The organism is Vibrio sp. PID17_43, from assembly GCF_002608565.1.
Taxonomy (GTDB): Bacteria; Pseudomonadota; Gammaproteobacteria; order Enterobacterales; family Vibrionaceae; genus Vibrio.
The window spans coordinates 84,341-104,561 of record NZ_LIXM01000006.1; the positions used below are offsets into that span (position 1 = coordinate 84,341).

At 43.9% G+C, this 20,221-nt stretch carries 17 protein-coding genes and 1 pseudogene; 6 read left to right on the forward strand and 12 right to left on the reverse strand.

The window, feature by feature from the left end; all coding sequences use genetic code 11:
* Nucleotides 1–57 precede the first annotated feature (57 nt).
* Nucleotides 58–1,014, reverse strand: coding sequence for a thioredoxin-disulfide reductase (trxB, locus tag AK965_RS05870; protein ID WP_099078741.1), 957 nt, complete (start codon nucleotides 1,012–1,014; stop codon nucleotides 58–60).
* Nucleotides 1,015–1,384: 370 nt separating this feature from the next.
* Here trxB and AK965_RS05875 point away from each other — a divergent pair, with 370 nt between their 5' ends.
* Nucleotides 1,385–2,041 carry a 2OG-Fe dioxygenase family protein gene (locus AK965_RS05875; RefSeq protein ID WP_172438082.1) on the forward strand — a complete coding sequence of 219 codons (657 nt, stop codon included), beginning with the start codon at nucleotides 1,385–1,387 and terminating at the stop codon, nucleotides 2,039–2,041.
* Nucleotides 2,025–3,260 (forward strand): cysteine desulfurase-like protein, encoded by a 1,236-nt coding sequence (locus AK965_RS05880; RefSeq protein WP_099078743.1) that lies wholly within the window; start codon nucleotides 2,025–2,027, stop codon nucleotides 3,258–3,260. The genes AK965_RS05875 and AK965_RS05880 overlap by 17 nt, the downstream gene beginning before the upstream one ends.
* A 79-nt stretch (nucleotides 3,261–3,339) precedes the next feature.
* Here AK965_RS05880 and AK965_RS05885 read toward each other — a convergent pair whose 3' ends face one another.
* The gene (locus tag AK965_RS05885) at nucleotides 3,340–4,164 is read right to left on the reverse strand and encodes a DUF2797 domain-containing protein (RefSeq protein WP_099078744.1); all 825 of its coding nucleotides are present in this window, start codon (nucleotides 4,162–4,164) and stop codon (nucleotides 3,340–3,342) included.
* Between the two features lie 300 nt (nucleotides 4,165–4,464).
* Here AK965_RS05885 and AK965_RS05890 point away from each other — a divergent pair, with 300 nt between their 5' ends.
* On the forward strand, nucleotides 4,465–5,793 hold the full coding sequence (locus AK965_RS05890) for a GGDEF domain-containing protein (protein ID WP_099078745.1): 1,329 nt from the start codon (nucleotides 4,465–4,467) through the stop codon (nucleotides 5,791–5,793).
* Nucleotides 5,794–5,920: 127 nt separating this feature from the next.
* On the opposite strand, the gene AK965_RS05895 is transcribed toward AK965_RS05890, so the two are convergent.
* From AK965_RS05895 to AK965_RS05905, 3 genes are all read right to left on the reverse strand, one after another.
* On the reverse strand, nucleotides 5,921–7,291 hold the full coding sequence (locus tag AK965_RS05895; protein WP_099078746.1) for a DASS family sodium-coupled anion symporter: 1,371 nt from the start codon (nucleotides 7,289–7,291) through the stop codon (nucleotides 5,921–5,923).
* A gap of 218 nt (nucleotides 7,292–7,509) precedes the next feature.
* On the reverse strand, nucleotides 7,510–8,259 hold the full coding sequence (locus tag AK965_RS05900) for a vancomycin high temperature exclusion protein (protein ID WP_099078747.1): 750 nt from the start codon (nucleotides 8,257–8,259) through the stop codon (nucleotides 7,510–7,512).
* A gap of 166 nt (nucleotides 8,260–8,425) precedes the next feature.
* Nucleotides 8,426–10,114 carry an NAD-dependent malic enzyme gene (locus tag AK965_RS05905; RefSeq protein ID WP_099078748.1) on the reverse strand — a complete coding sequence of 563 codons (1,689 nt, stop codon included), beginning with the start codon at nucleotides 10,112–10,114 and terminating at the stop codon, nucleotides 8,426–8,428.
* 364 nt (nucleotides 10,115–10,478) lie between these two features.
* Between AK965_RS05905 and AK965_RS05910 the strand changes: the two genes are divergently transcribed.
* The 3 genes and pseudogenes from AK965_RS05910 (at nucleotide 10,479) to AK965_RS05920 (ending at nucleotide 14,063) form a co-directional block, all read left to right on the forward strand.
* Nucleotides 10,479–12,833 carry a helicase-related protein gene (locus AK965_RS05910; RefSeq protein ID WP_099078749.1) on the forward strand — a complete coding sequence of 785 codons (2,355 nt, stop codon included), beginning with the start codon at nucleotides 10,479–10,481 and terminating at the stop codon, nucleotides 12,831–12,833.
* Nucleotides 12,834–12,947: 114 nt separating this feature from the next.
* Nucleotides 12,948–13,396, forward strand: a pseudogene (locus tag AK965_RS05915) (phospholipase A); the annotation flags it as partial.
* Between the two features lie 289 nt (nucleotides 13,397–13,685).
* Nucleotides 13,686–14,063, forward strand: coding sequence for a transporter (locus AK965_RS05920; protein WP_099078750.1), 378 nt, complete (start codon nucleotides 13,686–13,688; stop codon nucleotides 14,061–14,063).
* Between the two features lie 89 nt (nucleotides 14,064–14,152).
* Here AK965_RS05920 and AK965_RS05925 read toward each other — a convergent pair whose 3' ends face one another.
* The 7 genes from AK965_RS05925 to AK965_RS05955 all read right to left on the reverse strand — a co-directional run bounded on the left by AK965_RS05925 (nucleotide 14,153) and on the right by AK965_RS05955 (nucleotide 19,998).
* Nucleotides 14,153–15,256, reverse strand: coding sequence for a phosphoribosylaminoimidazolesuccinocarboxamide synthase (locus AK965_RS05925; protein ID WP_099078751.1), 1,104 nt, complete (start codon nucleotides 15,254–15,256; stop codon nucleotides 14,153–14,155).
* Between the two features lie 203 nt (nucleotides 15,257–15,459).
* A complete protein-coding gene (locus AK965_RS05930; RefSeq protein ID WP_099078752.1) occupies nucleotides 15,460–15,852 on the reverse strand; it encodes a SulA-like leucine-rich domain-containing protein in 393 nt (130 codons plus the stop codon).
* Nucleotides 15,853–16,265: 413 nt separating this feature from the next.
* Complete coding sequence (locus AK965_RS05935) at nucleotides 16,266–16,451, reverse strand: hypothetical protein (protein ID WP_172438083.1); 186 nt, start codon at nucleotides 16,449–16,451, stop codon at nucleotides 16,266–16,268.
* Between the two features lie 177 nt (nucleotides 16,452–16,628).
* Nucleotides 16,629–17,609: a molecular chaperone DnaJ gene (locus tag AK965_RS05940; RefSeq protein ID WP_099078754.1), complete on the reverse strand. Its 981-nt coding sequence runs from the start codon at nucleotides 17,607–17,609 to the stop codon at nucleotides 16,629–16,631.
* Nucleotides 17,610–17,685: 76 nt separating this feature from the next.
* A complete protein-coding gene (locus AK965_RS05945; protein WP_099078755.1) occupies nucleotides 17,686–18,354 on the reverse strand; it encodes an OmpA family protein in 669 nt (222 codons plus the stop codon).
* Between the two features lie 120 nt (nucleotides 18,355–18,474).
* Nucleotides 18,475–19,164, reverse strand: coding sequence for a DUF2786 domain-containing protein (locus AK965_RS05950; protein WP_099078756.1), 690 nt, complete (start codon nucleotides 19,162–19,164; stop codon nucleotides 18,475–18,477).
* Nucleotides 19,165–19,317: 153 nt separating this feature from the next.
* The gene (locus tag AK965_RS05955; protein WP_099078757.1) at nucleotides 19,318–19,998 is read right to left on the reverse strand and encodes a DUF3334 family protein; all 681 of its coding nucleotides are present in this window, start codon (nucleotides 19,996–19,998) and stop codon (nucleotides 19,318–19,320) included.
* Between the last annotated feature and the right edge of the window lie 223 nt (nucleotides 19,999–20,221).

Consider the following 20,221-nt stretch of genomic DNA (forward strand, 5'->3'; position numbering starts at 1 on the left):
TATAAGGATATGACACAAATGTGAAAAGTTATTTGTCAATATACCGATTGTGTTCAGTTATTCTGGTAAAGCGTCTAGGAAACGCTCTGCATCAAGTGCTGCCATACAACCAGTACCTGCGGAGGTGATAGCTTGGCGGTAGTTGTGGTCCATAACGTCACCAGCTGCAAACACACCTTCAATACTGGTTTGCGTCGCGTTGCCGTCTAGGCCTGACTTAACGATGATGTATCCATCTTTCATATCGACTTGGCCTTCAAAGATTTGCGTATTCGGTTGGTGACCGATCGCAATGAATGCGCCCATCACTTCTAAATCTTCCGTTGTACCGTTGTTGACATCTTTAATACGGACGCCAGTAACACCCATTTCGTCGCCTAGCACTTCATCTAGAGTTCGATCCGTATGAAGAATGATGTTGCCGCTTTCTACTTTATCCATCAGACGATTCACAAGGATCTTCTCCGCACGGAAAGTGTCACGGCGGTGGATTAGGTGGACTTCTGATGCAATGTTAGATAGGTAAAGTGCTTCTTCAACGGCAGTATTACCACCACCCACAACCGCCACTTTTTGATTACGGTAGAAGAAACCGTCACAGGTTGCGCACGCTGATACACCACGACCTTTAAATGCTTCCTCAGATTCAAGACCTAGGTATTTAGCTGATGCGCCTGTAGAGATTATTAACGCATCACAAGTGTACTTACCAGAGTCACCTTTCAGGCGGAATGGACGTTGAGACAGATCCACTTCATTGATGTGATCGAACACGATTTCTGTTTCGAATCGTTCTGCGTGTTCTTTCATGCGCTCCATCAAGCTAGGGCCAGTTAGACCTTCTGCGTCGCCAGGCCAATTTTCTACTTCTGTTGTTGTGGTTAGCTGGCCACCTTGTTGCATTCCCGTCACAAGCACAGGGTTTAGATTGGCACGCGCTGCGTATACCGCCGCAGTGTAACCTGCTGGACCAGAACCAAGAATTAATAGTTTACAGTGTTTTACTTCGCTCATTATGGCTCCAAAGAGGGCTGAACATTTCTTTCGATTGTATGGAAATTCTTAGTGCTTTAAAAGCATAAACGAAAAGAGCCGATCGAATTATTGGTTATAGGTTAGAACTTGCTTGTGATAGTGGAGCAACTGTACGGGGTAGAATAAAATTCTGTTTATAGTGGAGAACTCTAGTTTCAAATGTTGCATTAGGCTCGTTTTGAACATTTAAACTACGAAGTGATAACTCGGTGGTTTTAAGTATTATTTTTTCTGTTTTGTTGAAGCTATCAACGTCAAATTCTGGTAATTGCAGAATGTTTGCGTATCCTAGAATGTAAATTAAATGTTAACTTAGCTAACCAGGTGTGCCTCATTAAAGGAGCCAATGATGTTACATTCACGTGAGAATACTCTACATTTAACTCAGCTCAGCATGGCTGCGATTGAACAACTATCTGCTTCCTTTGAAGGCTTACCACGTACCGAGCATGCAGATGGTCAATATCGTTTAAGACGTTACTCTGTTGTTGGTTTTGAAGATGGACAGGTCATTGACTTAAATAAAAACAGCTTTGTGCAATCTTCGGATATCAACCGATTTCAGGGAGATGTGGTTCGTCAATTCGAACCGATCGAGAAAGATATTCTTTTAAGTGAGGGCTTCCGTGAAATGTGCGAGTTGTTCGTCAACGCGAATCACTTGGTCGATGGTCAAGAAATAGAAATTCACCAAATTCGAATCACCGCGATTTATGATGAAACCCAAGTGGCACCAGAAGGCGTACACCAAGACGGTTTCGATCATATTGCTTTGGTTGGAGTGAGTCGCCACAACATTATGGGTGGCGATATCATGCTTTATAGCAGCCATAACCAAGCACCATTCTTCCGCAAAGTGCTTGAGAATGGGGAAGTGGCGATGCTGGCAGACAGCAAACTGTGGCACAATGCTGTGCCAATTCGCTCAGTAATTAATGACCAAGAAGGTCATATGGATGTCTTTGTATTGACAGCGATGGACAAGCGAAATGAACTTCAATCTTAATCAAATCCGAGATCAATTCCCGGCACTAGCGCAATATCACAATGAGCGGCCGGTGACATTTTTTGACGGCCCTGGTGGTTCACAAGTGCCGCAATCGGTGTTGGATAGCATGGTGAACTACCTTGGCCATTTTAATTCCAATCTTGGTGGCCACTACTTCTCTAGCCAAGTGACAGTCAATGTCATGCAAGCGGCACGAGAGTCAGCACAAGCATTACTGAACGCGCCGTCATCCGGTAATATTGTGTTTGGTGCCAACATGACGTCACTGACTTTCCAACTAAGCCGCGCCATTAGCCGCGATTGGAAAGAAGGGGATGAAATCATTGTTTCTGCTCTAGATCATTACTCTAACGTGTCGAGCTGGCAACAAGCAGCAGAAGATAAAGGGGCTGTGGTTCATCAGGTTCGTATTAATGAAGAAGATTGTACACTCGATCTTGAGCATCTTCAGAGCTTATTGAGTGAGAAGACCCGCTTAGTAGCCGTAACCTATGCTTCGAATACGACCGGGTCTATTGTTGATATACATCGAGTGGTTGAGATGGCACACAACACTGGTGCTCAAGTTTATGTAGACGCGGTTCATTACGCGCCGCACCACTTAATTGATGTGCAAGAGTTAGATTGTGACTTTCTAGTTTGTTCGGCGTACAAGTTTTTTGGTCCACACGTGGGCATCGCTTATGTTGCAGATCAATGGCTACACAGTATTAAGCCCTATAAAGTTGAGCCTGCAACCAACATTGGTCCGGGGCGTTTTGAAACCGGTACACAAAGCTTTGAAGGCTTAGCCGGCGTGACGGCTGCGGTGGCGTATTTAGCTCAATTTGGTGATGCGGGCTCATCACTTCGCCAGCGTTTAGAACAAAGCTATGCTTTATACAATCAGCATGAACAACAACTGAGCGAGCATTTTTTACAGCGTTTAAGCGCACTTGATGGGGTGAATCTGTTTGGTATTGATGATGAAGGTAGCCAACGAAGAACGCCGACATTTGCGCTTACGTTCGACAAGTACTCACCGGAGTTCATCGCCAAGACATTAGGCGAGAATAACATCTGCGTTTGGAATGGCCACTTCTACGCACTTGCCTTGGTTCGTCAATTAGGTTTAGAAGAATCTGGTGGCGTGGTTCGCATTGGCTGTATGCATTACAACACAACGGCGGAAATCGATATGTTGTTTGATGTGTTGGAAAGGACTCTAGACGCGTAACGCCTATTATTTCCCAGAAAAAATAAAAGCTCGAGCACATGGCTCGAGCTTTTTGCTTTTCGGTAAGGTCAAAGATGGCTTATGCGCTCACTTCTACTTCGTACGAGGTAAATTTACGCACGTTGATTACGCCAGTATCAAAGATTAGGTACTGACCTTTGATGCCTTGCAGCGTGCCCGTTACGACAGGGTTCTTATCGAAATTGTGCGACGTTATTTTGGTTGGATGTTGCTGAACTGGGTAGCTCAAATCGGTAATGCTTTCACTGAGTACTTCAATCGCGTCTTCACCGTATTGTTGTTTGATCTCAGCAATCTTATCTTCCACCAGTGGCAGAAGTTCAGCAAAGCGGTCTTGCAGTGCGATAGGTTCGCCATCGCCTTTTAGTAATGTACGCCAGTTAGTTTTGTCAGCGATATGTTTTGCTAATTCCACTTCAATCAAACCAGAAATATGACGCGTTTTTACTTTAAAGATCGGTAGACCTTGCGTCGCGCCTTGATCAATCCAACGTGTTGGAATTTGGGTGTAACGGGTGATACCCACTTTTAGGCTTGAAGTGTTCGATAAGTAAACGAAGTGATTTACCATGCAGTTTTCTTCACCCCATTGCGGTTCTCGGCAGGTGCCTTGCTCGTAGTGACAAGTTTCTGGCTTCATGATGCACATATCGCAGCTCGCCAACTTCTTCATACAAACGAAGCAGTGACCTTGAGAATAGCTTTTCTTAGTTTTGTTGCCGCAAGAGCAGCAGTAGATGTTGCCTGTGTGAGTCAGGGTAAGTGTTTGACCAAGAAACAGACTTAAATCCACCTCTTCCTTGCCTACTGGTAAACGGTAGCTGACAGCACCATCAAGAGAAGCACGCATTTTGTTTAGCGTGCCAGTCGCAATTATTGACATGACATTACTCATTATTGTGTTTTTGGCCATTATATCAGAACAGTACCTACGCTGCTCAAGAGGTGAGAGTGTGAACCTTTTCGCAAAGCAGTACTTAATGGAAAATTGATGTTTTATTGGAGTAATATCACGCCATATAATTGTAGTCGGTTTCAAAAATGAGATTTTTTTGGAAAGAGGTGGCAATATCTCTTGATAAAAAACTTAATTTGAAGTTAGAAAAAGCATCAGTACACTGTGCTATATAGCATAATGACAGCTAAATAAGTATAACAACAGCGAAGCTAGGTAATATTGTCAATGAAGCGGATACATAAACTCATTTTTGCACTCTCTATTTTTACCATCAGTTTGGTTGCCATTTATAGTCTGATAGGTGATACGCGAAAGCTTGTGATTACGCCGGACAAATTCAACTTTCATGCGACGAGTGATGCTAGCGCAGGAGGCATGAGTGAAGCTGATATCTCCTATCAAGAAAATGGTTTAACTCTGAGTTGTGATATTAAAAAAAGCCAATATGCTTGGCCATATTGCGGTATCTCAATTTATACCGATGTCATAGAGGCGACAAAGGGCATTGACCTTTCAAACTACCACACCGTCCGACTGAAGTTACGCTATGAAAATGCAGGCGAAGGTGATAAAGAGCTTCGTTTGTATCTGAGAAACTATAACCCCGAGTATTCGAATCCAGATGATGAATACACGATTAAGTACAATGGGATGCAATTTTCACCATCGGACTTTGGTGAAACGATTGAAATTCCAATTAACAACTTGCAAGTGATGACATGGTGGTTGGCTGATAACCATGTCGCGATTGAACATTCGGGCCCAGAGTTTTCCAACATTACTCGTATTGATCTTGCTACCGGGGCGAGTGCAGGCCTTGGCGAGCACAAGATTGTGATTGAGAAAATCGAGTTTGAAGGTGAATACGTAGAACAGTCAACATTACTGTTTGTTCTATTGTTTTCTTGGATGACGCTTGGTCTTGCTTTTTCTCTTCATGAGTTGCGCAAGAGCCAACTGGCTTTTGAAAGGGTGGAGAAGCGTCACCGCCACTTAAAAAAAATGAATAGTACGCTGCGAACTCAGAATTGTGAGTTTGCCGAACTCGCTCACCGAGATGCATTAACGGGTGCGATGAATCGCCATGCTGTTCAAACCTGGTTGGAGCAAAAAGCAAGAGAGGTGAGATGGGGGCATGACTCTTTCTCCGTTCTCTATCTGGACTTAGATAAGTTCAAGAATGTAAATGATCAGTTTGGTCATCAAATGGGTGACGATGTGTTGAGAGAGTTTGTCATGGTCATTGCAAGCTCAATTGAGGCTGAAGACCGATTGGTACGCTGGGGTGGGGAAGAGTTTGTCGTATTTTGCCCAAATACCAATATTGAGCGAGCGGTGAAACGAGCGGAGAGTATTCGTGAAAATGTGGAACGCCATTTGTGGGTTCATGGGGAACCACTAACATGCAGTATTGGTGTGGCTCAAATGCAAAATGAGCGCGTGTCAGAAACGATGGCTCGAGCCGATGAGGTGTTGTACTTGGCGAAGCGAAACGGTCGAAATTGTATCGAAGTAAACTATGGTATGCAAAACCAGCTAGCCATCAACCAGTAAGGTGTTTTAAGGCATAAAAGTGGTCTGTGACCACCAATGATCATCTCTTTGGGGGAAGTGGCGGCATTGGTTTGATGCCGTGGCCAACAGTAAAAATAGAGCAGCGTATGCTGCTCTATTTTTAGGGTTACCAGAATAGCCATGCAAAGAGCGTTAATGCGCCAATGCAGGCAATATTAAGCACAAGACCGATTCGCATCATCTCTTGTTGCTTGATGTGCCCAGTACCGAATACAATCGCGTTTGGTGGGGTCGCAACAGGGAGCATAAAGGCACACGAAGCAGCGATTGCAATCAGTGCAGACAAGATCACCGGGGATAGACCCAGAGCTTCAGCAATAGTGGCAAAGACCGGCACTAGTAGAGCCGCACTGGCCGTGTTACTCGCAAATTCGGTAAGAAATACCACAAACGCCACAACCGCGAGAATGGTCAGTAGAATGCCAGCTTGCTCTAAGAAGCCCGTTAATCCGTGCGCAAGGAAAACGCTGGTCCCCGTTGTTTTAAGCACATTACTCAAACAGATACCACCGCCGAAGAGGATCAATACGCCCCAGTCCGTGGTTTTTTCAATGTCCTTCCACTCTACTGCACGAGAAGCACCAAGCATTAAGATTGCACCCATTGCCACTAACGTATCAAACTTGGCAAAACCACCTAACATGGCGTTGATTGGCTTACTGAAGATCCAAAGCGTTACGGTTAGCAGGAAGATGGCTAACGTGATCATTTTGCCATTGGTCCACTCAACAGGCTCATGGGAAAGTTCAAACGTATGGCCTAAGTCTGGTTTGGTGATGGTATACAATACCAGCACGGCGATCGGTAACAACATCAATGAAATTGGTAGGCCTAATTTCATCCAATCCGTAAAGTTCAATCCGACTTCTGCTGCTGCAATCGCGTTAGGTGGACTACCTACAAGCGTAGCGATCCCGCCAATGGATGCACTGTAAGCAATGCCCAGTAACACAAATAAAAATGTGCGATGATTTTTCTCAGCGTCTAACTTGCTCATTACGCCTAGTACTAGAGGCAACATCATTGCAGTCGTCGCAGTGTTTGAGATCCACATGGAAAGAGAAGCGCTGACACCAAAAAGCATGAACACCGCAACAGACATCTTACCGCGTGCGATAAGCAGTACTTTGTCTGCAATGGCTCTGTCCAACTCTTGTTTGTGCAGCGCTGCTGCTAGAGCAAAACCACCTAGGAACAAGAAAATAATTGAATTGGAGAAGTTGTTCAGTGCAGTTTGGGTATTAAAGACACCAAGAAACACCGCCAGTAGAGGAATCAATAGGGCTGTGATACTGACGTGAATGGCTTCCGTTAACCACAATACTGCGACGAAGACCAAAATGCATAATCCGGTTACGATTTGAGGTTCAAAGGGTAAGGTATTAAATAGAATCACGAACAGCATGATATTGGATGTTAAAATCATGCTGTTGCGAGTGAAGAACCAGTTCTTCAATGTCACAGCGAAAGCGGTCATGGTTATGCTCCTTAGGCTTTGTCTTGTTATTTACTTATTACAGCAAGGTAACTGACTTGTGTGTTTGTTGGATGGATGTTACACGCAATGAGCAGATCAATTTGTTCTTAATCAAAGTAAGAATAAGAAATTGTGATGTTAAGAATTAGAAATGGGTAGGAAACTACCCATTTATTTTTGGAGTCTGTTGAGGGGCAGAGAAACGCTCGAGGTCGTTGTTATTCCGTAGGGATTTGTCGCTCTTCGGAATGCTCTTCGGCACTCTTATCGACGGTAATGTCGTCTACCGCAACAATGGGCACTTGAGGGCCAAGGAAGCGTGGTTGCGTATTCATGATGTATAAGTCTAGGAAGGCTTTTACTCTTGCGAGTAATTCACGTATACGCATCGATGATTTTTGCTTGCTTGTGGTTGGCCCAGCAGCGGCAAGGCATTGAGCATCAATACTGTAGGCATCGGCAATAAATAGCGCGCGTTCACAATGAAAGCGCTGGGTAACGATAAGAAATCGCTCTGAGGCGAAAATCTTTTTAGCACGGACGATCGAGTCCAATGTGCGGAACCCTGCGTAGTCAAGATGTATCACTTCTTCTGGAATACCAGCTTTGAGTAAATCTCGTTTCATCGTCCAGGGCTCGTTGTAAGAACGATGAGCATTGTCACCACTAAGCAGAAATTGCTTTACTTTACCTTGTTGGTAAAGTTCGATAGCGGCATTGATGCGGTGGGTATAGTAGATATTGAGAATCTTCCCAATGTATTTGCTAGTGCCCAGAACAACGGCAACTTCATGTTGTGGAACTTGTTCATAATCCGTAAAAATTTGCGCTTTTGCTTGAAGCACCACCCACCGGTCGATAGCAATGACAGTGACAACTAGACTGAGTAAAGAGATCGACAAAACCAAGGCCAGACACTTCCATGAAAATTTAAGCTTCCATTTTGACTTCCTACGAGAAAACAGCAAAACGATCGATGTCCTTAAATGAATGTGTATTTCTCATCATATCTGATAGGCACAAAAATTGAGAAGCTCATTTATGCCAAAATATGGTTAAAATAAGATCAAACAGCATAAAAAAACAAAGCCCTCGTAGAACGAGGGCTAATAATTATACAAAGCGTCTCAAGACTTAGAATGCTGTACGCTTGTAGCGACGGTAAACCGGCTGCCAGAACGATTGCTCAATGGCATCATTTAGTGCTTCATCTGTAATTTCGAGTGCAACGCCTTGCTCGATCGCTTTCTTAGCCACGGCAAACGCAATCTTTTTCGATACCAAGTGAATCTCTTCCAGTGGTGGCAGTAATGGGCCTTGACCATGAATTGCTAGAGGGGAACACGTTGCGAGTGCACGGCTAGATTCCATTAGCATTTCATCAGTGACGCGTTTGGCATTTACCGCAAGTACACCGAGACCAATACCCGGGAAGATGTAGCTATTGTTACATTGAGCGATAGGGTAGCTGCGACCTTCATGAACGACAGGTTCGAACGGACTTCCCGTTGCAACCAGAGCTTCACCGTTTGTCCAACGGATGATGTCGTTTGGTGTCGCTTCTACACGGCTGGTCGGGTTCGAAAGTGGGAATACGATCGGACGCTGACAATGTTTATGCATCTCTTCGATAATTTCTTGGCTAAATAAGCCCGGAGCACCAGATACACCGATAAGGACGGTTGGTTTGGCATTACGAATGACGTCCAGCAGTGAGAAGGCATTTCCTTCATTTTCCCACTCCTTAGTATTGTCGAACTTCTGAACCAGACGCTGTTGGAAATCAAGAAGGTTAGGCATGCCTTCTTGTAGCAGACCCCAGCGGTCAACCATGTAAACTTGTGAGCGTGCTTTCTTATCTGAAATACCTTCCGATACCATTTGTGCAATGATTGCTTCCGCAATACCGCAACCTGCTGAGCCAGCGCCCAGGAATGTAATACGTTGGTCAGAAAGCTTCGTACCTGCCGCTTTACAAGCCGCAAGCAAAGAGCCCACAGTAATAGCAGCGGTACCTTGGATATCGTCGTTAAAACAACAGATGCGATCTTTATAGCGTTCCAATAAAGGCATTGCGTTTTTCTGTGCAAAATCTTCAAACTGGATTAATGCATCTGGCCAACGACGTTGCACCGCTTGAATAAATTCATCAACGAACGCGTCATAATCTGGCCCGGTGATACGAGGGTGACGCCAGCCCATATACATTGGGTCTGCCAAGCGCTGTGGATTGTTAGTACCTACATCAAGCACGATTGGCAGAGTATAAGCAGGACTAATCCCGCCACATGCTGTGTAAAGGGATAGCTTACCGATTGGAATGCCCATGCCGCCAATACCTTGGTCACCCAAGCCCAAGATACGCTCGCCATCCGTCACTACGATAACTTTAACATTGTGGTTAGCAGCATTGTTTAACACGTCATCAATACGATCACGGTTCGGATAAGAAATGAACAGACCACGTCCACGACGATAGATATTCGAAAAGTTTTCACAAGCCGCCCCTACCGTAGGGGTATAGATGATAGGCATCATCTCTGAAATGTGGTTTTGCACTAAACGGTAGAATAGGGTTTCGTTCGTGTCTTGGATATTGCGCAGGTAAATGTGCTTATCCATGTCACTTTCGAAACTTTTATACTGCTGATACGCACGTTCTACCTGTTCTTGGATGGTCTCGGTTGTCTCAGGTAGAAGTCCTTCTAAGTTAAATGAACCGCGTTCTTCAGTAGAGAATGCGCTGCCTTTATTTAAAAGTGGAGTTGCCAAAAGAGCCGGACCCGCAAATGGGATATAGAGTGGGCGCTTGTCGTTGTTCATTGGGTGCCTTAAATGTAGGGTTGAAGGAAGCATGCAAAATTCTAACGGCTTCACTATTTAGTTGTAAACAATCGTTGATGTACATCAACGTAATGTCGCAAAAAAAATCAGTTGTAGATGAAAATATCGTCTGTAAGTGATGCGTAGTGACTCTTTAAAACACGACTGATAGGCTTTGATTATCCAAAGAACAGGCGACTTACCAAAATCCGCTGATGGTTTCTCTATAAAACAGAGCAGCGGAATGGGCCTACCTTGTTCCCTCTCTGTGACGTCATCAGCCAATTTGCTAAGTAATAATCTGACCTATTAGTGACCTAGGTTGGTATAATACTTCGCAGTTATTTATCACGATGTGACCTTTATGTCTCCATTACCTATCGATGCTTTACAAGCTGAATTTGACCAACTCATTAATCACCATCATCTAGTGGTAGAAGCCGAAACCGGTTCGGGTAAATCCACGCGTTTACCGTTATGGGCGGCCAATCATGGTCGCGTACTGGTGATTGAGCCACGTCGAATCGCGTGTACGTCATTAGCAGAGTTTCTTGCGGAGCAATCAGGAGAGTCTTTAGGTAAAAAGGTCGGGTATGCCATCAAGCTTCACGCTCATTTTGATGAAAATACCCAAATCGTATTTGTGACCCCTGGTGTCGCTTTACGTTGGTTTGTGGAAGATAAACTTGCTCGCTTCGATATTGTTATGGTGGACGAATTTCATGAACGCCGCTGGGACACTGATCTCCTTACCGCCATTTTAAAGCAAGAAAAACAACATCGCTTGATTGTGACTTCAGCCACATTAGAGGGCGAAAAGCTGGTGTGCTATTTGGACGCCAAGCGCCTGCGTTCCGAGGGGCGCTGCTTCCCTGTAGCAGTGTCACATCGGTCTCTTGATAGCCGTTACTTGCCAAACAAGAAAGGTTGCGAGACTGACGTCGTCAAAACGGTAAAAGAAGTGTTGGAAGACGAAGAGGGCGATGTCCTTGTTTTTCTACCGGGTCGCAAAGAGATAACTCAATGTTGGCAGATGCTTCAAAGTCTGGATGATGTGCTGGTGGTCAAACTGCACGCGTCAGTCAGTGATGAGGAGAGACATAGGGCATTAACCATCCAAAAGCAACGTAAAATCGTGTTGGCGACCAACGTTGCAGAAACCTCGTTAACGATACCGAATATTCGAGTCGTCATTGATAGTGGATTAGAGCGCAGAACCGTTCAACGAAATGGGCGCACGGCACTCACGTTAACCAATATTTCTAAAGCAAGTGCAGCACAACGAATGGGCCGTGCAGGTCGTGTAGCTGAAGGGATATGCATTCGCTTATTCGGTGAACATGCGCCACTGGAGCTTGTGACGCCTCCCGAGCTTCACCGCGAAGAGCTTGTTGAGCCAATGCTTGCAGCAGCATGTTGCGGTTACCAACTTTCTAAGCTGCAATTTCTCGATATGTTGCCAGAAAAGTCACTGACTTCTGCATCCCAAACGCTGCAAGCGATGGAAGCGATAGATGAGCATGGTGACGTGACTGAGCATGGTCAAAAAGTTTATCCATTACCAATTGATGCCTTGTTCGCTGATTTAGTGACGCGCATTCACGCCAAAACTGAAAAAGAAGCCATGATTGACTTAGCTGCAGCATTATCTGTGCCTGCTCAGATGTATCAATTGCAAGGTGGGGAGTCAGCTGAAACACTGGCACAGCAAGAACCTTTTGGTTGTGATGCATCGTTGATGATTCGCTTAGTGCGAGGAGAACAACTTCCAGGTGTAAGCATCGATGCTAGCGTGCTGGAAGAGGCTCAAGGTTTAGCTACGCAGATGCGAGAAGTGTTTGAACTGCCTGAACTTGAAGTAGCTTCGCGATACAAGCGAGACGAACTCATCAAAGCCATTGCTAAACTGCACCCGGAGTTAGTGTTTGTACGTCGAGAACGTAGACGTGATGCATTGGGCAATGGTGTGATGGAAATGATGGTCGGTCGCAATAGCCGATTTCCAGAAAAAAGCGAAGCCGCATTGGTTTTAGACAGTCATAGCGTACCAGGACGAGGGGTGAAACAAACGCTTAATCTCGCCTCTGTTATGTTACCTGTACCACTTAATTGGCTTCGTGAGTTAGCGTTAGGTGATTGGCAGCAAGGCGAAACCAATTATGATGAACACGAACCGCGAGCCACCATGCATTTGGTTTATGCAGGGCGAACCATCTGTACGGAATACCAAGCACTCCAAGGCGAAGTGGCCGTCCAATCGATTGTTGAAATGATTGAAGATGAAACCTTGTTGCCAGGATTCGCACCGTTAAGAAAACAGCAGATCCAACATTGGAAAATCTATAACACACTTGGAAGGAATCCATATCCAGTCGATAAAACGGCTCTAGACGCATTGTCTTTTTCTACTTGGGTAGTGGAACAGTTGGAAACATTGGGCGTTGAGGGCATTGAAGATATCGGCTTGTTTGAAGCGGATGATATCCCGTTCGAAGGTATTCCGGATTGGGAATATGAAGATTTTGCTGAGCAGTTCCCGCTTAAACTTGTTTTGGCCGAGCTTAAGTTGGATGTGGAATACTTTGTATCGCGCAAGTTGGTGCATGTTGTTTATAGTGGTGGGGGACGCAAAGGCGATCCTAAACGCTGGGAATTGCCTCGCTGGATAGGTTGGAAAGTACAATACAAAAAAGCCAGTCGAGTTGTTGATGTGAAGTAGGCGTTCGGAAAGATAATTGCTTAATTTTTTTCCTTTGCAATTTATGGCCAATATCTTAGCGATAAGGAATGATATTGCCGTTCAGTTTGGGCGGTGTAAAGGAAAACGAAAACGATGAAGTATAAAGTGATTCCACTACTGTTATGTCCCGTATTGGCTTACGGAAAAAGCATAACGCACATTTTAACCTATGAAGACAACGATGTTTTAGGTACCTACACCTCATACATCAATCAAAACGCATACAATGAACTTGGCTCTGAAATGGACTCTTTGCAACATTTTGAAGTCAAGTTTCAAAATTTCGTATCTATTCCATTTTATCGATTCAATTCAGGTACTGCTCTGATGGGCTCGTACACTCAGAAGTCTCTTTTGCAACTTGCTCATTCTGGCATCTCTTCTCTTTCAGAGAGTCTAACTACAAACCACAAGTGGTCTTAGCCCATCAAACAAATATGATGTTATATAACCATCTAGAAATAGGTTATAGACATGAGTCGAATGGTCAATCGAGTAAACTGTCTCGTTGTTGGGATAGATTTTACATTGCGGCAGAACGATTACGCCCACTCCCAGAGCCGAATTGGACTCGGTATTCGTTTGGTGAATTTATAGAGTATTTTCATTGGCTTGTTGATTTTACCTCGTTTTTTGTTTCAGTATGAATTAGTAATCAATTGAACGTATATATATAGCTAAGCTGTACATCATTTGTTACAAAGTTGGTTTTAATATTTCCTTTTGAATTTAAATGCGGAAATAAAAGACTATTGTTTTATATCCTATTGCTATATCAAAGTAATTGTACGATATTTTGTATAACTCATTTTTAGAGTTTCGAGGCATAGGATGGAACAACAAGGAAAGATGTGCATTGAATTCGATTACACCAGTTTTTTAGGTGCAACAGGCGCTAAAAAGTGGACCTTTTTAGAAGCTTTTGCCACTATCGCACCTATTTTTGGCCTATTGTGGAAACAGAACATCGCGGAATTAAGCAAACCTGAAGATCGCCTTTGGGATGCTGCATTGAAATCGATGTCTTCACGCCAAAGCGATGAATTCAACTTGGTGATACTAGCTAAGCTAGCAAAGCATGAAGGGATTCAAGAACTACGCGTAGTGATGCCTTATTCGTTAGACCCAAAACAAATTGAGTACATTGAATCTAGAAGTAAACTAAAAGTAGATACCACAGAACAAGATGTATTGAATCTAAAGCTCTAACGATAATCTCCAAAAAGCGACCGTAAATCGGTCGCTTTTTTTATACCGTCAATAGACCCAAGCAAGTTACGCTTTCTTTACTGGAGCGCTTAGTCAACCAGTCCGTAGTCTTTACTTAAAATCTCGATGATTTCAGCTTTCGGGTTGTCGCTTAGCTTAATTGGTTGGCCTGTGATCTTTTCGGCGATGCCAATGTAAGTGCGAGAGATGTCCAGCAAAGACGCAACTGGCAGTGCGTTATCGCGAGCCAGTGCTTCACGCTCAGGCATGCGTTCTTTGTTCAGCAGGATGTCTGGGTCAGGGAAGTGGTTAAGCAGAAACTGACGGAAACCTTCTTTCGAGTTTTCCACGATGTTGCCCGCTTGGTATGCTTTCGTATCCCAAATACGTGATGAATCAGGTGTACCCACTTCATCCATGTAAATCAGTTTCTCGTTCCCTACTGCGTCGTGTACGTAGCCAAATTCAAATTTAGTATCAACGAACGTTTGGTCAATTGTTTCAAGAGCATGGCTGATAACGTTGAAGCCTTCTTTAAGCAACTTCTCGTATTGTGCGATGTCTTCTGCACTAGAGAAATTAAACGCCTCAAAGTTATCCACGATGTTTTGACGAGTGATGTTGACATCATCCGCTTCAGGAACACCAGGAATATCTTTTAGAGTGCCTTTGGTTGACGGTGTCATTAGTAGCTCAGGTAACGCTTTGTCTTTCTCAAGGCCTTCCGGTAGTTGAATACCGCAGAACTCACGTTCACCGTTCGCATAAGCACGCCACATAGAACCAGTAATGTATTTACGGCAGATCGCTTCAATTTTAACTGGCTTGGCTTTTTGAACGATCCACACGAATGGGTGAGGGATGTCTAGAATATGGCTATCCGCAAGACCGTTGTCTTTGAACAATTTGAACCAGTGATTAGAAATCGCGTTAAGAGCTGCGCCTTTACCTGGAACGCCTTTTAGCCCACCTTCACCATGCCAGATACAATCAAACGCGGAGATACGGTCACTGATCACCATGATTGCCAGTGGGGCATCAGGAGCGACATCGTATCCTTTTTCTTTGATCAGTCGTGCGCTGTCTTCTTCAGTTAACCAGTAAACGGAGCGAACTTTTCCGCTATGAACAGGTTTGTGGGTGCGAATTGGCAGGTCGTCATTGACGGCAAGTACTTGATTGGCAAGGCTCATTTCGGCATTCCTATCATCTTAATCAAACGTCATAAAGAGAAGATATTCAGTGAGAATGATTCGCTGAATAAATCGAATGAGGGCATCATACCAGAACTATTTTTACGCGCCAGAGAAAAAGCAAACGTTTGCCTTAATTTGTTGCAGCATAAAAAAGCCTCCTTTAATGGAGGCGTGATGCAGGATGAATAACGTCGATCTTATTAATGATACTTGTTTATTCTGCCTTCGACGAAAAAGACTTCACACTGATAACGCAGGGCAATATCGCGAAGCATTGATTGATTCATCAGCGCAATATTGTTCGATGCGACAATGGCACTGGCGTTCCCAGACTGAATCGCTTTAATCACAATTTCCACTTCAGAAAGCTGTTGAGAAGGCTTCATCTGAATGATGTTTTGACAGCGAATGTTAGACGCAGTAAGTTGCTCAAAATCAGGACGATGGCACTCCGCAGTAAACAGGATCCACTGTTGTTGCTGTGACAATACTGCCAACTTAGCAAGAAGCAGGTCAGACACATCCATAGGCTGTGTTGCTTGTGACAATACGTTGTAGCGAGAGTATGTATGAAATTGACTTTGTAACTGCATCCTACTGTTCCTTTATACATGCTGTGTATATATACAGTAGTTTGTTTTTGATGTCTGATCAACCAATTTTTTATGCACCTAGTGGACTTTTGTTTATACAATCTTGAAATGTTCGGTTTTAAGCTGTTGAATATTAAAGTTTATATTTTTAAGGTTGTTTTTGGATATGTCTGTTATGGATTTAAAAATGTGATGATAATTACATTCTAAGTACGGTATATACAGTGGTTTTTAGTGTGCTATACAGTGCATTTAAGTAATGTGGCTATGCTGGGATAGTAAATGGAAAGGAAAGACGCCGTTAAGAGGATAAATAAGATGTAGCGTCGTGGGGGAGGGGTAGAGCGCGACGATCAAAAAAGCGCCTTGTGAGAAAGGCGCTCTTGAAAATCAGTTCCGTTGATTTACTCTGTCTAATTGGCGTGCGGTGTCATGCGCTCACGCATTTTCATCTCACCTAGATTAAACAAGCGAACATCGATTTTCGCAATGTCGTAGCATGTTTGGCATGAGTGATTGTGCTTGCCATCTAAATAATCGTGACGAGTAATAAAACTTGGTTTTTTACACCAGTCGCAGGTGCCTTCTTCAGTGAACATTGATTTTCTCCCCACCTAGATTAATTATGTGTCGTTAGGTGTCATTTTTCGTGGTTATTATTGCATATAAAACAGTTGAAAGTTAACTGACTGTTAATTTCTTTGAGAGGGAGATCGATTGCGAGCCACTCTTTTTGGGGAAAAAGAGCTCGGATTCAAAAGATATAGAAGTAAACTTTACTCTTTTGTAACATTTTGTGAGATGGTTTTAAATGCGAGATTTAGGCGCTTCATTTCTTCTTCACTTCCTCTTGAGTCAGGGTGATAGAGTTTGGACAATTGTCTGTAGCGCAACTTCACTGTTTTACTGTCTGGAATAGAATGTGGAGTGTACCCAAACATGGCACATGCGACAGCCAGTTTTTGGTTACCAGTTTGCGCTTTTATCTGCTTAAACTCCTTGAATACTTTTTCAAATTGTCGCTTGAGTTGTTTGTTTGCAAACTGTAGTTCATTCACTTGATTTTCTAACTGTTGAGATTTAGCTACTTCGGAAGCTGAATGAATGTGTGCTCGTTTGGAAGACCAACGATAGCCAAATGCGCCACCTCCGATCAAAACAGCCAAACAAAATGTCCCAGCGGCATACCTTATAGTTAAGAACTCAGCCTTTTGTTGCGTTGTGGATATCACTTGTTCTTGCTCTTCTTGAACGATGGCTTTTTTATCTAGATCAACAATCTCTGAGACTTGCTTGGCTCTTAGCTGATTGAAGCGATCCTCCAAAAACTGATTATAGGCTTCTTCTGCTTGAGGGTTTTTGAGTGCGGCGAGTTGGTACCAAGATTCGACGAGGTCAGCCTTCGATACTTGTGCTTGATGATATTGGACAAAGTCTGCCAACAAAAAACCACTATCGGTTGGGTCATTTAAAGCGACAGAAGTGAACCAATAAATTGCTTGTGAGTAATTGATTTCACCAGTGAGACCACGACCGTAATCTGCCGCTAATTGTTTTTGCGCCGGGATATAACCGTGGTAAGCGGATTGTTCTAACCAATAACGTACATCAGAAGGGGAGTCTGGGTTTGGTTTTAGCGCCAGTTGCTGAGCGAGTTCGAACTGAGCTTCAGGTTTTGTCGGATTTTGGAATGCGAGGGCAAGGCTAGATAGGCAGACACTTGAAACAAAGAGAAGAGTCGTGATTCTGAAAGACATTGGGTATGTCAGGTCTAGCGTATTTCACTAGACCTGCTCCGATAATAATGGTTACTACCGGTATGGTGCTACTAAATTACTTCAGTGGCAAGATCTGGATTTCAACACGGCGGTTGCAAGCACGACCTTCAGAAGTTTGGTTTGAACACAGTGGGTTACGTTCACCATAACCACGAGCGATTGCACGGCCAGGTGCAACGTTTTGAGATACTAGGAACTGACGTACTGATTCGGCACGGCGCTCAGATAGTGTTTGGTTGTATGAGTCGCTACCCGTGCTATCGGTGTAGCCATCAATCACTAAGCTTGTATCTGGGTACTCAACGAGGATACGAGCGACGCCACGAAGAGTATTGTGAATGCTTGCATCTAATTGGTAAGAGCTCGATGAGAATCCAATGCCGTTTTCCATGCGAAGTAACAGTTGATTTTCACCAACACGCTCAACTTGTACGCCAGAGTTTAGTAGTGCACGTCGCAGTTCTGCTTCTTGTTTATCGAAGTAGTAGCCAACACCCGCACCGGTTGCACCGCCAGCTGCAGCGCCGATTAATGCGTGTTTGCGACGTTCTTTTGCGTTGTCACCCGTTGCCAAACCGATAGCCGCACCTGCGATTGCACCGATCAGTGCACCTTGTGTCGTCGAGTTTGTTTCGTACTCACCTGTGGTTGCGTTTTGTCGTTGAGTAGCTTGACAGCCTGTAAGTGCCAGCACTAGCGCAAGTGCAATAGACATCTTTTTCAAGGGAATATCTCCGTATAAAACTGAGGCGCAGGCGCACCTCATAATAAGTGTTGGATTATGGATGAATAGTTATTGATATTTGTTATGTGAACGTCAGATTGACTCATGATTGAGAAAGAACTACTTGTTTTCTAACATTCTTCTTGCTTGCTCCCCGCCAACCCCACGGTTAACAGATACTCTGCGACCTTTTTTAAGTCCGACTTCATAATCGGCGGTGAGGTTTTTCATCGCTTCTTTAAGCTGCTTCTTAAATGTTTCACGGTCGATGTTTTTAAATTCTTTATCAATGTAGTTGTTGATTTTGTTGGCAGACTCTTCGTCTGGCGAGATCACGGGCAGTTTTTCTAACGCGCCTTCCACCCAGCCTGATACAAAGGAGTTCACTCGACGGGTCACTTCCATCGAAGAGGTACCAGAACCCGCAAAGCTGTTGCGAAACTGACCTGTGCTCTCGTTCAACTCGCGGTAAATAATGTCAAAAGCAAAGGCCGCAAAAATGGCGCGATCAGCTTCACCGATAAATTCAACGCGCTTAAGCCCTTTATGATTCAACAAAACGGCTTCAACACCAAACTTGGTGTTAATACCACGAATCACACGCAGTAGTGTAGAGCTGATATTCGCTGGCAATAGATGAGAAGATTGAGTTTTCCCCATTTTGATAAACTCAATATCGTCTTTATCTAATCCATATTTGAGCATGAGGCTGTGGGCCATTTTAATGGCGTTAGCAGCCTCATTCACGTTGGCAGAATTACCCAACTCTAAACACTTGGCGATTTTTTTCAGGGCTTTTTGTTTATTCATCGGCGACCAGTAACGAGAACAAAAAATTTATGAAGTCGGCTATATTACCTTTTTTGCTTCAAAAGCGAAACAAGAGGTGAGAGAGAAAGAGGGGGAGAGTAAATAAAGCCCCTAGTGGTAGGGGCTTAAAAGTAGCTTGTGATGATGGGGAACTTACAGGCCTAATTGGTCGAGCAGATCATCGGCTTCATTTCTTGAGCTTGTGGACTGCGCTGCGTTATCGGCCATACTTTTGCGTGTAGCTTCTAGAATGTCATCGGGACATTCATCTGCTGCCACTTCAAACTCTTCGAGTTGGATAAACTCAGTTTTGTCCATCGCTAACTCTAGGTAGAAAATATTGTTGTCAGCGGTAGAAAACGTTACACGGCGCGCCTGAGGTCGGTCTAGGTTGGTATCTACTTGCAGAATGACTTGCTTGTTTAGCGCTAGCATCTTTGGTTGATTTTGAGTGATATTCGTTTGCAGTTCTTTGCGAATCTTATTGGTGAAATCACCAACCAGTTGGTTCATCAGTTCACCAAGTACGTTACCCACTTCATCGGAAGTATGTGAAATCGCCAATTCTTCTTCAGGCATGCCCATGTTGCGCATGTAGTTGGTGTAAATCTCTAGTGCTGCTTTTGCTGTAAAGTTAATGACAACCAGACCAGTGAAACCGCCGTCAAACAATACAAAGCAACCAAAATCAGGTTTTAAACTGGTTTTGTTGATCTTTTGCACCATTGCAGAGTAGTTAACTTGTGATGACGTAGCGGACGTGAGGACGCCAGAAACAGACTGGCAAAGTTTTAAAAGAATATCTTCAGTCGTGACAACTTTATTTTTTTTCATTCCGAAAGCTCATAGTGAGATGCTATTTTCTTTTCAATGTAAGCGATTCACGCCTAAGAAATAAAGCATCTTGCATTGAGATTCTGATTTGATCGCTTTTTTAAATGTTGTAAAGTGACGAAATTCAAGGAATATTACCTTATTCGTTCTTCAACCCCGGCTTCTCTCTGAGGCATGAAGCAGGCGGATGATGTTTAGTTATATAACCCGTGGCTGATTGGAT